This window comes from Sphingobacterium siyangense (assembly GCF_023277505.1).
GTDB classification, from domain to species: Bacteria; Bacteroidota; Bacteroidia; order Sphingobacteriales; family Sphingobacteriaceae; genus Sphingobacterium; species Sphingobacterium siyangense.
This window is the reverse complement of sequence record NZ_CP080574.1, coordinates 1,873,425-1,889,903: the sequence shown is the minus strand read 5'-3', so window position 1 is coordinate 1,889,903 and position 16,479 is coordinate 1,873,425. Positions and strand designations below refer to the sequence as shown.

The window sequence follows — 16,479 nt, the reverse complement described above, 5'->3', positions numbered from 1 at the left end:
TATATTTGGTTATTATTGTTTTATAAAAATGCGTAAATCCTTGTAGCTAGTCCAATCAGAGCGTCTCAATTTTATATCAAAGCGTATCAGTAAAACTCTTTTTTATCTTTTAATTGACTATTTTTAGTTCAACGTAATCAGTTTTGAAAAGAATAACCACCATACTCCTTTTATATATCTTGCTAGCATGTATTAGCGTGCAGGCACAATCGATCTATTTTAAAAATTATCAAACCCACGACGGTCTCTCCAATAGCACGGTCAAATGTATTACACAGGATGTTCAGGGTTTTCTATGGTTAGGGACAAGGAATGGCCTCAATCGCTTTGATGGCAATCAATTTAAGATATTTAGACACAATGCTTCAGACTCTACAAGTATCGGAAGTTCGTCCATTTTAAGTATTCTCACAGACAGCAAAGGAATACTATGGGTGGGAACCACACGCGGTACCTATTGTTACGATCCTATTAAAGAAAATTTTACACCATTCAGGGGAGTACCAATCGGTGAAGTAAATGCCATACACGAATACGCCGGTTTTATCTGGCTGCTTTCGAACGGAAAACTTTATCGCTATAATTCTTATACAACAGAAATAATTCCATTTGATCAGAACAAAAATACCATTGTAGCGATTACCAGCAGCAAGAAAGGCGGGTTGTGGACAACGGACAATAACAGTACCATACAACGGTACCAGGTAAATACGAGCAAATTTGTCGAAGTTGACCTTAAAAAGATCGATCGAAAAGCATTGGCAAATACAAAAACCGTTTACGCCATCAATGATTCCCTATTGATGGTTGGGACAATCAATTCGGCTTATTTGTTTGATTTCAAAAATGGCCGGTTAAAAAATCTATTTGCAAATCATTACCCCAATAAAGTCATCCAGGCAAACTGTATTATTCAACAGACGGAGTCGATATACTGGATCGGAACAGAAACTGGAATATATACCTATGATATTCACACGGGTCAGAGCCAGCACATCAAAAAAGATCTGCTCAATCCATTTGCCATATCTGACAATGCTGTCCTGAATTTCTATCGGGACCGTGAAGACAATATCTGGTTTGGAACATTTTTCGGCGGCTTTAACCAATACAGCAACCAATTCGACAATTTCAAAAAGTATCTATCCGGGTTCGGAAAATCGGCCCTATCAGGCAATATTGTACACGATATCAAAAAAGATCGCTATGGAAATTTCTGGATAGGAACAGAAGATGGCGGCCTGAACAAAATAGATGCTCAAACACAACAGATTCAGCATTTCCTTGCCAATGGAAAAAAAGGAAGTATAGCGCATAACAATGTTCATGGCCTGGCAACAATCGGCGACGATCTTTGGGTAGGCTCCACAACACATGGACTAGACATTCTCGACGTAAAAACCGGAAAACTAAAAAAACACTATGACCGTATCGGCAAAGGCCCCTTACAAAGCAGCTTTGCCGTATGCCTCTATAAGTCTAAAGACAACAGCATGTTTGTCGGGACAGACCGCGCACTATACCGCTACAACAAAAATAGCGACAGTTTTGACCTCCTTCCAATTACCGCATGGATACAAGGCATTTATGAAGATGAATATGGTATACTTTGGATCAACACCTACGGTAGTGGAGTCTACCAATATAACCGCAGTTCGGGAGAAATTCAGCATCTGTTATCCGAACAAGGTAAACAAAATACACTTGTCAATAATTACGTCAACGGTCTATTTGAAGACAGTAAAAATAACTTGTGGTTTTGCACCGAAAGCGGCCTCTCAAAATACCGTCGCGATGGGCGCTTCACCAATTATCTGACCGAATCCGGTTTACCTTCCAATCAGGTATTCAAGGTCCTAGAAGACGACAACAGGAGCATCTGGATATCTACCGGAGGTGGACTGGTCAGACTGGATGAAGGTGTCCCTCGAAGGGTCATCTATACATCGAGAGACGGGCTTCCCGCAGATCAGTTTAATTATAATTCGGCTTATAAAGATAGCGACGGGACTTTATATTTCGGGACTATCAAAGGGATGGTAAGCTTCAACCCGACAAAATCCATTAAGAACAGCTTTATTCCACCTATATTCATCAGCGGCATTCAGATTAACAATGTGAGCGTACCGGTTCGTGAAAATGGCATACTGAAAGAATCCATCTCCCTATCAGAAGAGATCCGACTGACCTACGACAATTCCAATATTAGCTTCAATATCGCCGCCTTGAGCTTTGTTTCCCCAAAGAGCAATCCTTATCGTTATATCATGGAAGGTTACGATAAAGACTGGACCGATATTACAGGCAATCAAAAAATCTATTACAATAAACTTCCTCCGGGCACTTATACGTTTAAGTTCAGAGGTGCAAATAACAACAGCGTCTGGAATCCGGATGAAAAAAAACTGCTCATCATCGTTTCGCCACCCTGGTGGCAGTCAGGTTGGGCATACTTCCTTTATTTTTTGAGCTTCGGCACCATTGCACTGCTCGTATTACGGTATTACTTTCTCCTTATAAAGGCCAACAACGCCCAAAAGATGGATAGTTATGAACGAAAAAAAGAACAGGAAATATATAACCTCAAGCTGGAATTCTTCACCAACCTGGCCCACGAAATTCGTACGCCACTCACGCTGATCAAAATGCCCCTCGAGAAAATAATCAATAACCATAAATTTACCGATCGCGACACAGCCAAAGACCTTGCGCTGATTGAAAAAAACACGGCGCGATTAATTCGCCTCACCAACCAATTACTGGATTTTAGAAAAGCAGAAACTAACAATATGAGCCTTATTTTTACTAAAACGGATATCAACGCACTCCTATCCGAAGTATTTCACGATTTAAATTATTTTGCAAAAGATAAACAGTTGCACTATGACCTCAGTCTCCCGCGTATCAGTCTCACGGCTTATGTGGATGAAGAAGCCCTTCGAAAAATCTTTACCAACCTGATCCACAACGCTATCAAATATGCGGATCAAGAAGTCTATGTCAAACTCCTCCCTTTTAATAGCGATGATATTATGTTCAATATCGAGTTTAAGAATGATGGTGAGCTCATTCCCTTTGATAAAAGAGAGAAAATATTTGAACCATTTTATCGCTTAAATGAATCCGATAAAGATACGGGGACGGGCATTGGCCTTCCTTTATCCCGCTCCTTGGTCGAATTGCACCAAGGAAACTTATCTCTTGTACATCTGGAGGAAAACCGCAATATCTTCCTGCTATCGATCCCAATTTTTCAAGAACAATCGCTCGACATCAAATCTTTTCAGGAAGATAACGACGATCATGTATTGCATGATAAATCCGATGAACAGGAGGAAGAAAAGCCGGTGATTCTGCTCGTCGAGGACAATAAAGAAATACTGGCCTACCTCAATAAAGAATTGAAAACCAGCTACACTGTTCTACGGGCAGGGAATGGTGCCGAGGCCCTTGAAATATTAGACCAAGAGAATGTACAACTTGTACTAACAGATATAATGATGCCCATTATGGATGGTCTGGCGCTATGCAAACGCATCAAAACAGATATTCTGTATAGCCATATTCCCGTTATTTTTCTAACGGCAAAAAATGCGCTGGATTCAAAAATTCAGGGATTAAAAAATGGTGCCGATGCCTATATCGAAAAACCTTTTTCGCTTGAATTCCTCATGGTACAGATACGCAACATCCTCAAAAACCGTAAAATTATCAAGAATTACCTGACCAATTCTTCCAATTCCAACTTAATGGATATTAACGTTTCAGCACCCGACAAAGATTTTATCAGTCAGCTGAATACGGTTATTTATGAGAATATTTCAACGATAGATCTCAATGTGGATGAACTGGCCAAATTGATGCATATGAGCCGTCCAACCCTTTACCGTAAAATCAAAGGACTCTCCGACCTCACACCCAATGAATTGATCAATATTTCACGGTTGAAAAAGGCGGCAGAACTACTCACCCAAAAAGAATATAACATCACCCAGGTATCAACGATGGTCGGTTATACCGTACAATCCAATTTTTCAAGGGACTTTCATAAGCACTATGGCATGTCGCCAAGCAGCTATATTCTTGAAAACAGCAAGTGATGAACACCAGTTCTAGTACCAGGAAAAAGATTATTCCAATGGCGTAAAAACTGTTGCCGAGATGCCGAAAGAATATCGGCACTGATAAAGATAGAAACCGTCCCTAGGTAAAGAAAGAATCGGGGACAAATAGAAGGGACCAAGAAAATCCAATTGAGGAACCCGAGCGAGGCAAAAACACGTAGACGTAGAAGGTTTAGCCTACGTCTACGATAATGGCACGCACTTAATTCTTACGCTTTGGAACAAAGAATGCCGCCAGCAACATAAATATGCCGGCCAACAACAAGCCGTAAATGGATTGGCTATGAAAAAAATATTTGATGATCATTCCGCCAAAAAATCCACACACAATCTGAGGTAGGGTAATGAAAAAATTAAATAGCCCCATATAAACTCCCATTTTACCCGTAGGCAAATGATCGCTCAAAATTGCATAAGGCATTGCCAAAATGCTTCCCCAAGCGATACCAATACCGATCATAGGAAGAATCAGTAGATTGGCATCTTTGATCAGAAATAATGAAATTAACGAAAGCCCACCAATGGAAAGCCCAAGAGCATGCGTTTTTCCACGCCCAAAATGTTTAGCTATCCGCGGAATAAACAAGGCATACAAGGCCGAGACTCCATTGTAAATACCAAAAAGCACGCCTACCCAATTGGCAGCCTCCATATAAAGATCCTGCCGATTTCCTTCCCGCAGGTAAAAAACCGAATCAGCAATAGCAGGAGTTGTATACACCCACATCATAAAAAGGGCAAACCAGGAGAAAAACTGGACCCAGCCCAATTTGCGCATGATCACTGGCATCTTACCGATATCACTAAAGATAGAACGCAAACCAAACTTTGGTGCCGCATCCTGTTCAATAGCAACCGCATCCGAAAAAGTCTGAAGCGCTGTTGGTGAGTACTCTTTTGTTTTGAACACAGACCATAACACTGTTAGAAGCAGGACAAAACCGCCTACATAAAAGGAGTAGATAACATTACTCGGTACCTGCCCGGCTTCAGAAGTCCCTGCTACATGAAAATACTTCGTCAACATAAAGGGAAGTAGCGAGCCAAGAACAGCGCCAATCCCGATTAAAAAGGTCTGTACCGAGAAGCCCAAACTCCGCTGACTGCTCGGCAGATTGTCACCGATCAGCGCCCGAAAGGGCTCCATCGTCACATTGATGGAAGCATCCATAAACATCAATAAGCCTGCACCGATCCAAAGTGGCGCCAATAATGTTGTCAATAATGCCGCATTGGGCATTAAAAATAAAGTCAGGGTAGTCAACAGCGCCCCCACCAAAATATAAGGTCGCCGCCGGCCCAATCTATTCCAGGTTCGATCACTATAATGGCCTATAATTGGCTGTACAATCATCCCCGTAATAGGAGCAGCAAGCCAAAAAAGTGAAAGATGCTCCACATCGGCACCAAATGTTTGGAGAATACGGGAGGCGTTGCCATTTTGCAGAGCAAAACCCATTTGTATCCCCAGAAATCCAAAACTCATATTGATGACCTGGCTAATGCTTAATTCAGGTTTATTTCCCATAATAGGCTATAAAAATTTAAGACAAAATACAATTTAATTACCATTTAACCCCTATTTTCAGCAGCATAAGAGGTTCTTTCACTGCTGAAAACTAGGGTTTATCTCAGCTGAAGCACCTGTTTTTTGCTTTGCCCAGGCAGCACGAAAGCTTCGGTTACCGTCTGGATATGGACTGCAGTATCACTGACATTTTCGATCGTATAGCCATCGGCATCTACTGCAATCAGTAAAGTCGCTCCACGAAATAACACCCGGAATTTATAGCCTTCCCATTCTTTGGGCAACATCGGATTTAAATACAATTGCCCGTCCTTAATCCGCATTCCTGCGAAGCCCTCTACGATTGTCATCCAGGTACCCGCCATCGACGTAATATGTAAACCGTCTTCGGTATCGTTATTATAATCGTCCAGATCCAAACGTGAGGTGCGCAGATAGAATTCATACGCTTTTTCCGGCTTGTTCAATTTAGCGGCCAGTATCGCATGTACGCAGGGAGAGAGCGAACTTTCATGCACCGTAAAAGGCTCATAGAATTCATAATGTCGACCTAGGGTCTCCAGGTCAAATTGATCCTCAAGGAAGTAAAAACCTTGCAATACATCGGCCTGTTTGATATAACAGGAACGCAGAATCCTATCCCAACTCCAATGCTGGTTAATAGGGCGATGCGATGGATCAAGTTCTGCCACAGGAATCAGCTCTTTGTCCAAAAAGCCATCTTGCTGCAAATATACATTCCGTTGCGCATCAAAAGGATAATACATATTATCGACAATGTGCTGCCATTTTTGTTGTTCTTCCGATGCTACGGCCAACTTCGTGTTCAGTGCGTCAGCATTGTTGGAGCTTAGCTGCGCCAGCTTGTTTAAACAGTCCAGTGTATATTCCAGGCACCAGGATGCAATCCGATTGGTATACCAATTGTTGTTCACGTTGTTTTCATACTCGTTTGGTCCCGTCACGCCCAACATCACATATTGCTGGCGTTCGGCACTCCAATTGACACGCTGTGCCCAGAATCGGCTTATCGCAACCAAAACTTCCAATCCGTGCGACCAGATGTAATCCTGATCTCCGGTATAACGGACATAGTTATAGATTGCAAATGCTATGGCTCCATTGCGATGAATCTCCTCAAAGGTAATCTCCCATTCATTATGGCATTCCTCACCATTAATCGTAACCATGGGATAGAGTGCTGCGCCCCGATTAAAGCCGAGTTTAGCCGCATTTTCGATTGCCTTTTCCAATTGCTGATGACGATAAATCAACAAATTACGGGCAATCTTTGGTGACTGTGTTGCCAGGTAAAATGGAATACAATATGCTTCGGTATCCCAATACGTGACACCACCATATTTTTCACCTGTAAAACCTTTAGGGCCAATATTGAGGCGCTCATCTTCGCCGGTATAAGTCTGGTTAAGCTGGAAAATATTGTAGCGTATTGCCTGCTGTGCTGCGACATCACCACTAATTTCAATATCACTTTCTGCCCAGATCGCTTGCCAGGCTGCTGCCTGTTGAGCCTTTAACTGCTCATAACTCAGCCCATTCAATTGGTGTAGATTAACCGAAGCAGCTTCTTTTAGCTGAGCTTGCAGGTGATTCTGCGAGGTGACAATGGCAACGCGCTTCTCAACACGACAAATTTGAGATTCAGCAAGATCTGTCTGATAGATCTCTGTCATACAGCCCGGACTTGCGACGGTATCGTGCACTTCCACGACCGCTGTTGGACCAGTTACGCTCGTTGTAAGCATGGCATAGACTTCAAACCCCGTTTTCTTGGTGCGCGCCACCACAAAGGTACTTTCACCATCCCTACCCTGCGCTGTACTTTCCCAAAATTGCTCGTCATAGTTACTATCACGATTAACGACTTCAGCATTTAACTGCGACCTGATCTCCAATGTAATTGGACCAGAAAGCGCCTGGATGTTGTACTGCAATGAAGCTGTTTCGGAAGCAAACAGATGATACATCCGGCTTGCTTCTACCTTAAGCTGTGCTCCGTCTGGCATTTCCACGGCAAAACTGCGGTATAAAACGCCATGCTGCATATCCAGTCGGCGTTCAAAAGATTTGACCGTAACTTTATTCAGATCTAACACTTGCCCATTGACCAGAATATCCAGGCCTATCCAATCGATGGAATTGATGACCTTGGCAAAATATTCCGGATAGCCATTTTTCCACCAGCCTACACGTGTTTTGTCCGGATAATAAATACCGGCCAAATACGACCCTTGCAAAGATTTCCCGCTGAATTGTTCTTCAAAATTAGCCCTCTGTCCCATCCGACCATTACCAATAGCGAAGATACTTTCCGAAAATTCATTATGTTCGGGGCGAAATGTATCTTCGATAATTTGCCAAGGGTTATGTTTGATATATGTTTTCATCTTTTTATTTTTTTCACCGCATGCTCGGAATCGAAGGCAAATAAATGATTGCCCTATTTACCGATACCATCTACAGCATGCTTTCCGCTATTGAATTTCTCCTAAATTTTAAAATTTATCGACTAAGGTCCCTAAATCTGCTACGACCAAATCCGCTCCCCTGAGATGTTCTTTCAGGCCTATACCTATTACCTGCATACCGGCTGCCCGTGCTGCATCGATTCCAGCCTGTGCATCTTCCAGCACCAGGCAGTGGGCCGGCGCAATCTCCAGCACCTCGGCCCCCTTAAGGAAAACTTCCGGGTTGGGTTTAGAAAGCTGCACTACATTCCCATCGATCAGCGCATCGAAATAGGGTATAATTCCGGTTTTTTCAAGGATACCCATTGCATTCTTGCTGGCCGAACCAAGTCCAATCTTAATTCCTTTTTGCTGTAGTTTTTTCAAAAGTTCCAAACTACCCGAAAGCAAGTGGTCAGGACTCAGCTGTTCAATCAACTCCAGGTACCATTGGTTTTTAAGCACCAGTAAATCCGCTTTTTCAGCTTCGGACTTTTCCACCCCGGCCCATTTTAAAATAAGCTCCAGGGATTCGATCCGGCTGACACCTTTCAGCTGCTCATTGTCAACAATGGAAAACGAATAGCCCAAGTCTTCGGCCAATCTATGCCAAGCTTGAAAATGGTAGATTGCCGTATCCACCAACACACCGTCCAAATCAAATATTACGGCTTTTACAGTAGTATAATTAATCATTGAAAAATGAATTCTATAGAATTTTAAATTGTATTAAAACTTAAGCTCCAAAACTTTAGTCTCATAAGCTTCCAGTTTCAAGGTATTGTCAGCTGGAGCGGTTTCCTGTTTTTGGATAATATCAACATAGGATCTGACCCTGCTGTTTCTTTCCTTAAAACGATCCAGTTTGATCTCTTTCGTCGAATCATTGCAATTCATCACGACCATAACCGTCTGTTGCTCGTTGTAGCGGAAATACACATACACACCATCTTCGGGCACATACTGCATCGTTTTACCAGTTTGTAATACAGCATGTCGTTTACGATAATTGGCTAGCGTTTGAACAAAAGTCCACATATCCTGCTCTGCCTTAGTCCTTCCGCCTGCGGTAAACTTGTTCAGTTTGTCACCCGCGAAACCACCCTGAAAGTCTTCCCGTAATAAACCATCTGGATTTGAGAAATTCTTCATCAGAATTTCAGCCCCGTAGTACAATTGTGGGATGCCCCTTGTTGTCATAAGCCAAGCCATTGCCGATTTATATTTCTGCACATTTTCACCGACAACGGAGAAAAAACGATCTTTATCGTGGTTATCCAAAAAAAGCACATTTTGCTCGGGATGTGGGTACAGAAAGTCTGAAGCGAGGGTTGAATACAATTTATTGGCTCCGGCGGTCCATTCTGTCTTTTGGTTGAGTGCATCACCTATGGCATAATTAAGCTGAAAATCCGTCACACCCATCAGCTTGGAATCGACCTCCTGACCAACTCGTTTTCCACCCAGAAAATAGGCCTGGTTCCCCACACCATGTACCCATGTTTCACCAAAAAAGGTGAATTTTCGATACTCCTGCAGAATGCGATCTGTCCATTTGGCCATAAAATCAAGATCATTGTACGGATAGGTATCAATTCGGAATCCATCTATTGCCGCAGTCTCTATCCACCAGATATGGCTTTGGGTCAGATAATTTTGAACGTATGGGTTTTGTTCGTTCATATCGGGCATTGTGGGAACAAACCAGCCTTTGACCATTTTCTTTTTGTCATCTGCCGAGGCATAAGGATCAAAAACTGCCTGGTCTTTGTAAGATGTCTGCGTATAGGTAGGCCATTCATTGAGCCAGTCGGCCATCGGCTTGTCTTTTACCGTCCAATGATAACTTCCGATATGATTGGGCACCACATCAAAAATCAGTTTCATCTGACGTTTATGCAGCTGTTCACCCAATTGGACATAGGTATCGTTGCTACCAAAACGGGGATCAATATGATAGGTTTCGGTGTTGGCATAACCATGATATGAAGCCTGGGGCATGTCATTGGTCAACACAGGAGTCAGCCACAAGGATGTCACCCCAAGATCTTGTAGGTAATCCAGCTTTCCGATAATGCCTTCCAGATCACCGCCATGACGCAGATACATCGAGTCTCGGTTTAAACTCATATCCAACATGCCTTTCACCTGATCATTTTCTCTATTTCCATTGGCAAAACGATCGGGCATAATCAGGTAGATCAAATCGGCATTGTTCACACCCTGTGCTTTTACTTTTTGATCCCTTTGCTTCAACTCATAACGATAGGTTAGTTTTTTCTTTCCCTGACTAAACGTAAAAGTTGACCATCCTGGTTTGGCCGAAGCAGCCACCTTGACATCCAAAAAGAGGTAGTTGGGATTTTCTACGCGATTGACTTTGACAAGTTCTATCCCTTTATCCTCCACCTGTACCTCGCTTTTCCCTATCTGAGGTCCATAGACGACAAGCTGCAAAGTCGGATTTTCCATTCCTACCCACCAGTTTAGGGGTTCTACACGTTGGATGGATTGCCCCATTAGGGGGCTCCATCCAAACACCATTAGTGCCACGAATACTGTGGTAATCTTTTTATTTAGTTTAAACATCGTTTTTTATTTCTTTGTCAACGTATATGTATTTGCATTGAAATCCACGACGATATCATACGTACCGGCATTCGCAACCGCGATATTGGCCCCGCCGGCAATCAGACTGCCGTTAGCTCCGCCGAAATTTGTTCCCCAATCGTGGTTTTTACGGAATTTGATCTCGCCTGCAGTTAAGCTCACTGTGAGCTTCCATACCTGATTGGCATTGTCGAATTTCATATCCGTATCGGCATCCCAGCCCTTTGGCGTGGCGCTACCAATAATGCCCCAATTGTGATCTTTAAATGAAATGGTATTTGCCGTCGTATTGACTTCTATTTCCAGATTTCCTGCACGTGGAGCTTTTATATTTCCACCGCCATTAAAAGCTAGTTTACCATCTGCAGTCTGTCCATAGGAATTTGCCCAATTGCGCTCTGTCGTTATCTTAAATTCCGAATTCGCTTCCGGAAAGGAGATAATGCCCGTATAGATGCCGTTGCTTGTTGGGGAGACTATTGATTCAGCAGTGGCCGGATCCCATCCCTGATAAGCTCCCGGAACGTACAAATAGCTGGTCGAAGCAAAAGGGATTGCTTTAAGACTAGCTAACGCAGAAAACACCACCGTAATTTTAGTATTGATACTCGACTTGAGGCGTACATCAAAGTCCGAAGCCGTTCCCGTCGGCACACCAAGAGAAAGTAAATAGCCGTTCAATTCATAGCCTGTAAATCCAAGGCGTGTCCGGCCGTTGGGAATGACAACCTCTTTTACTGTTTTAAAATTATCTCCTTTGAGTCCAAACTGTAGGACGTTGGTTACTGCGGCCTGAAAACCAAAGTCAGGCTGAATCATATTAAGGTGCAGTACCGTATCCTTTGCGTTATCTTTTGACAAGGTTACATTCGTTTTATCGAGGCTTAAAGTCGCCGGCTTTATGCTCTCCCCGCTAGCCAATATAGCGCGCGTCTCGTCTTTTTTACAACTTTGGAACGCCACGATAAATAGCAGCATGATTCCGATATAGTGTCTAATTTTCATCTGTTTAATTTTTGTTTTCAATAGCTGATGAAAGCCCGGGTAACTGACCATTCGCCAATGCGTCGAACAATAGATATTGCCCGGTTTCATCTGTCAACAATTGTCTTATTACAGGTAAGGCTACATTGACCGGAAGAGACTCGCCGTTCTTCCTGTCCGATGCTGATTAATTATAGCCCGGATTCTGTACAAGATTGGAGTTCGCAATAATATCCGAAGCAGGAAGTGGGAACAGCGTCCTATACCCCGCAACGGCCTGACCTGCAAGTACACCACCTTTAAAAGGCCAGAGGTAATTATCACCCGTAAATTTGCCATAGCGGATTAAATCCGAACGTCTAAATCCTTCCCAGTATAATTCTTTCACACGCTCATTGAGAATATCATCCAAAGAAAGATTCGTTAAGTTCCCACTGTTGTTTCCATAGGCACGTACACGCAGTTTATTGACATAGTCCAGCGCCTTGGCCAAGCTGCCGCCAGAGCCGCCACGCAATGTAGCCTCAGCATAGATCAAGTTCATCTCTGCCAGACGGATCAACGGGAAATCCACCGAAGCAACGAAACCTTCAGCTGCCGGAGGAGCAGTTTTTCCGTCCTTGTTCACATTGCGGAATTTGGTAACCGCCAGCCCTTGCTTATAGACAGCGATATCTTCAATTTTAACGCTTGTATTTAAGTGAAACATTGCCCTCTTGTCCGTTGCTCCGCTGTAGTCTCCGAAAATCGTTGCGATATTGTCACGTGTCCGATTTCCGGCCCAACCGCCGCCGGGTACACCGAAAGAAGTGGGATCCATGGTTGCGTCAATAGCTGCATTGATCAGATAAGTTGTACCACCCTTGCTCTGTGTTTTGGTACCATCATAAGGCAGATAGAAAATAAATTCAGGGTTGTTCACATCATTATCCGCGTAAAAGAGCTCCCGATAATTTGTCCCCAAACTATAGCCCGAGTTCAGTACTTTTTCTGCATATGTAATCGCTTCGGTATATTTCTTATTTCCAGCACCCAGGTAAACTTCCGCATTGAGGTATAAACGAGCCAACAGCCCCCATGCCGCAACTTGATCGACACGACCATATACATTCTGTTTGGCACCTTTTAGCTGGCCTGCAACTTCCAACAGCTCTTTCTCTACATACGCAAAAAGTTCAGGTCGTTTGATCTGGGGCGGCGACACTTTTCCGACAGGAGTTTCTTCGGTTACAAATGGTGGATTTCCAAACAAATCAAGCAGCACCCAATAATTATAAGCACGTAAGAATCTTGCTTCGGCACGATAATAAGCGATTTCTTTTTTATCGGTATCTGAAATACCGCGTTCGGCCAATTTAGCATCTGTACTTTCTCTTAAAAATTCATTGACAAGTGTGGCACTATAGACACAGCGGGTATAAAGACCACGGAGCATGGGATTGCTATCGTCAAAATCGAGGTAATCCAGTCCGCTAATCCCCGAATCATTGAGCCAGGCACAGGCGGCCTCATCGGTCGTAAGTTCCTGTGCGTTCCAAAAGAGGCGTAAAAAATCCGATGTACCGGCATCCAATCCTCCCAGATCAGAATTATTCGGCCCCGATGTACTGGTTAAGGTCAATGATCCATATAATCTTGCGAAAGACGAGGTATAGCCTTTAAAATCACTGTAGGCTACATCTGCAGTTACGTCGTTGGTCGGTTTTAGATCCAAATCCTTATGGCAGCTGCTCAGTGCTATAGCCAGCAAGCATACACCTATATATTTATTTAATTTTTTCATTGTTATATCGTTTAAAAACTCACATTTACACCCAATACATAAGTCCTTGGCCTCGGATAAAAGCGATCGTCTATACCGTTCGATATCTCGGGGTCAACACCTTTATAATTGGTGATCGTAAATACATTTTGTACAGTTGCAGAAATCGACATTGAAGCGTTACTATTCCGGATAAATTTTCCAAGGTTATAACTCAGGTTGACATTATCCATTTTCAAAAACGAAGCGTTCTTGATGTAGTAATCACTTCTTAGCTGTTTGAGCAGAAAATTGGTATTAAAGAAATCCACAGGTGCATTATTGATCACCAAAACGGCCTGATCGTTGATATTTGCCCCGCTTCCCAAATTAGAGGAAACATTGTCGTAGACATAATTATCCAGATTTGCGCGCAATACCGTTGTTGCCGACCATTTTTTATAGCTGTATGCCGCCGTAAAACCCAAAAGATATTTCGGTAACGGTGATTTATACAAATAGCGATCGTTATCGCTGATAACGCCATCTCCATTACGGTCAACATAGACACCTTCGACAGGATGCCCCTGTTCATCATATACCTGTTGGAAAACATTGAAACTGTTTGGCATGAAATTAACCTTATGCGCCTGGATATTTCCGCCTGTACCACCACGGATACCACCGGTCTCTACAATAAAGTTCGGATCATCACTCTGTGTCAGATTGGTTACTTTACTCTTATTATAAGTTAGGTTAAAACCGATGTCCAAGGTCGAATTATCCGTTTTTAGCGGGACGAAGTGTACATTAAACTCCAGCCCCTGGTTTTCCATGTTACCCACGTTGGTCAACAGGAAATTGCTAAAGTTAGAGCCTACAGGAACGGGAATCGTGCTGAGCAGGTCTTTGGTCTTTTTCGAGTAATAATCCACGCTACCATAGACCCGATTGTTGCTAAAGCCAAAATCAACTCCGGCATTATAGGTTGTTGTATTTTCCCAACGAATGTCTTTATCGTAGGCCACAGGTGAATTTAAATAGTAGTATTCATCACCAAAGCGATACATCGACTCGTTGCCGCTGATGGTATAATTAGGCAAATAAGAGTAGTTGGCGATGCCATCTTGCTGCCCGGTTTTTCCATAACTTAAACGGAGCTTCAGTTCGGACACTGCAGCTATATCTTTTAAAAAGCCTTCATTTTTGGCGCGCCAGGTGAATCCGACAGAAGGAAAATATCCCCAACGGTTATCAGGACTAAAACGGGAAGAACCATCCGACCGCAAGGTTCCCGACAGAACATACCGGTTGTCATAGGTATAAATCAGACGCCCATAATAAGAGATCAACAGGTTTTCGGGTTTATCAAAAGGTCGCGTTGGCTCATTTAGGATCTTATCACCTTCCGCATTTGTACGGTTAAAATTATAAACCTTACTGCTATTTTTATAGTAGCCATAGCCCAACGTCGCGTCTATCGTACTTTTGATTGTAGGTAATTCCTTATCATACTTTAAATAAAACTCCAGCGTTTTATTGTTGATATCGGTTTTATATTGGGTTCTTTCACCCCCTTCATTAAAATTACGTGCAGCTATCGCTGGTGTAAATGTGTTCCCTTTCGAACGCGCCAGATCGTATCCCACGTTTAAGTTGGCATGCAGCTCCGGCAGGAAATGAAAACTATAATCCACCTTTGCATTGCCGATACTTCTAAACACATCGCCATTATCTTTGCGTAAATCCAATAAGGCTAAAGGATTTCGTGGTGCATTGGGATTAGGTTTCTCCCCTTGAATCCATTCATAATATCCGCCAAAACTATTTTTATCATCCACATAGACAGGTTGGGTCGGGTCGAACTGAATGGCAGCTCCGATTGCGTCTTGCGTCGCAAATTTCGATTTTGACCAGGTACCACGGACATTTACATCCAATGAAAGATGGTTATCCAGAAATTTTGGCGTTAATGCCAATGCAGCAGTAGTTCGTTTTAAGTTATCATTTTTCAATACCCCATCCTGGTTCATATAGCCCGCAGATATACGGTAAGGCATATTGCCCGCTTTGGAAGCAATGTTAACGTTATTATCCGTTGTAAATGCATTGCCATAAATCACATCCTGCCAGTCGGTATTTGCTGTTCCCAACAACTTTTTCATGGCATCACTACCATTTGTATTGACATAATCGCGGATTTGATCGGCGTTGAGCAACTTTACTTTATTGGCTACGGTAGCCAATGAATTCTGTGTAGAGAAGTTGATCTGTGTTCCTGAGCGACTGCCTTTTTTTGTCGTGATCAAAATAACCCCATTCGACGCCCGCGAACCATAGATGGCTGTTGCATTGGCATCTTTCAAGATTGTAAATGTCTCGATATCATTTGGGTTAATCAAACTTAATGGGTTAGCTACCCCAGATACAGAACCACCTGCCAATGGAATTCCATCTACGACAATTAACGGATCGTTACTGGCGTTCAATGAAGCTCCGGTACGGATACGGATGGTGCTTCCTGCACCCGGCTGCCCACCACTTGTTGTAATCTGTACGCCTGGAACTTTCCCCATAATGAGTTGCTCCGGCGAGGAGATCTGTCCTTTTTGAAAATCTTTTGCAGATACTGTGCTGATTGAACCCGTCAGATCACTTTTCTTTTGTGTACCATAACCAATCACCACAACCTCTTCCAGTGCACTGGTATTGGATTTAAGGTAAAGGTTTAACGGCTGATGTCCATCGTTGACCTGGATCAAGGTATCCAGGGTCGCGTATCCGACCATACTTACTTTCAGACGTAATTTCCCTGTTTGTAGTCTATCCAAGCTAAAATCCCCATTCGCATTGGTAGACAGTGATTTTTGAATATCCTCGAAGCGCAGTGTAGCACCGACCAAGGAACTCCCCTTCTGGTCCATTACTCGCCCTTTTAGCGTTGCCTGTTGCGCAAATGCCGAAGCACTTACACCGAGTAGCATGCTCAGAGCCCAAAATGGACGTGATAGCTGTTTGTTCATA

Annotated in this window: 8 protein-coding genes; 1 reads left to right on the top strand and 7 read right to left on the bottom strand. The window is 43.1% G+C overall.

Going from position 1 to position 16,479, the window contains the following annotated elements; translation table 11 throughout:
• Positions 1–143: 143 nt before the first annotated feature.
• Positions 144–4,100, top strand: coding sequence for a hybrid sensor histidine kinase/response regulator transcription factor (locus K2F45_RS07615; protein WP_248933279.1), 3,957 nt, complete (start codon positions 144–146; stop codon positions 4,098–4,100).
• Positions 4,101–4,326: 226 nt separating this feature from the next.
• Here the strand turns inward: K2F45_RS07615 and K2F45_RS07610 are convergent, their stop codons facing one another.
• The 7 genes from K2F45_RS07610 to K2F45_RS07580 form a co-directional block, all read right to left on the bottom strand.
• Positions 4,327–5,652 (bottom strand): MFS transporter, encoded by a 1,326-nt coding sequence (locus K2F45_RS07610; protein WP_075991633.1) that lies wholly within the window; start codon positions 5,650–5,652, stop codon positions 4,327–4,329.
• 98 nt (positions 5,653–5,750) lie between these two features.
• Positions 5,751–8,060 (bottom strand): family 65 glycosyl hydrolase domain-containing protein, encoded by a 2,310-nt coding sequence (locus tag K2F45_RS07605; protein WP_248933278.1) that lies wholly within the window; start codon positions 8,058–8,060, stop codon positions 5,751–5,753.
• Positions 8,061–8,168: 108 nt separating this feature from the next.
• Positions 8,169–8,816 (bottom strand): beta-phosphoglucomutase, encoded by a 648-nt coding sequence (gene pgmB / locus K2F45_RS07600; protein WP_075991631.1) that lies wholly within the window; start codon positions 8,814–8,816, stop codon positions 8,169–8,171.
• A gap of 33 nt (positions 8,817–8,849) precedes the next feature.
• A complete protein-coding gene (locus tag K2F45_RS07595; protein WP_248933277.1) occupies positions 8,850–10,709 on the bottom strand; it encodes a glycoside hydrolase family 13 protein in 1,860 nt (619 codons plus the stop codon).
• A gap of 6 nt (positions 10,710–10,715) precedes the next feature.
• On the bottom strand, positions 10,716–11,735 hold the full coding sequence (locus K2F45_RS07590; protein WP_172840659.1) for a SusE domain-containing protein: 1,020 nt from the start codon (positions 11,733–11,735) through the stop codon (positions 10,716–10,718).
• A gap of 166 nt (positions 11,736–11,901) precedes the next feature.
• A complete protein-coding gene (locus K2F45_RS07585) occupies positions 11,902–13,497 on the bottom strand; it encodes a RagB/SusD family nutrient uptake outer membrane protein (RefSeq protein ID WP_075991629.1) in 1,596 nt (531 codons plus the stop codon).
• 11 nt (positions 13,498–13,508) lie between these two features.
• Positions 13,509–16,478, bottom strand: coding sequence for a SusC/RagA family TonB-linked outer membrane protein (locus K2F45_RS07580; protein ID WP_075991628.1), 2,970 nt, complete (start codon positions 16,476–16,478; stop codon positions 13,509–13,511).
• Between the last annotated feature and the right edge of the window lies 1 nt (position 16,479).

Excerpts from the sequence above, each read along its gene's own strand:
- K2F45_RS07605 (WP_248933278.1), bottom strand. The coding sequence starts at position 8,060 with ATGAAAACATATATCAAACATAACCCTTGGCAAATTATCGAAGATACA.
- K2F45_RS07585 (WP_075991629.1), bottom strand. The coding sequence starts at position 13,497 with ATGAAAAAATTAAATAAATATATAGGTGTATGCTTGCTGGCTATAGCA.
- pgmB (WP_075991631.1), bottom strand. The coding sequence starts at position 8,816 with ATGATTAATTATACTACTGTAAAAGCCGTAATATTTGATTTGGACGGT.
- K2F45_RS07580 (WP_075991628.1), bottom strand. The coding sequence starts at position 16,478 with ATGAACAAACAGCTATCACGTCCATTTTGGGCTCTGAGCATGCTACTC.
- K2F45_RS07595 (WP_248933277.1), bottom strand. The coding sequence starts at position 10,709 with ATGTTTAAACTAAATAAAAAGATTACCACAGTATTCGTGGCACTAATG.
- K2F45_RS07590 (WP_172840659.1), bottom strand. The coding sequence starts at position 11,735 with ATGAAAATTAGACACTATATCGGAATCATGCTGCTATTTATCGTGGCG.
- K2F45_RS07610 (WP_075991633.1), bottom strand. The coding sequence starts at position 5,652 with ATGGGAAATAAACCTGAATTAAGCATTAGCCAGGTCATCAATATGAGT.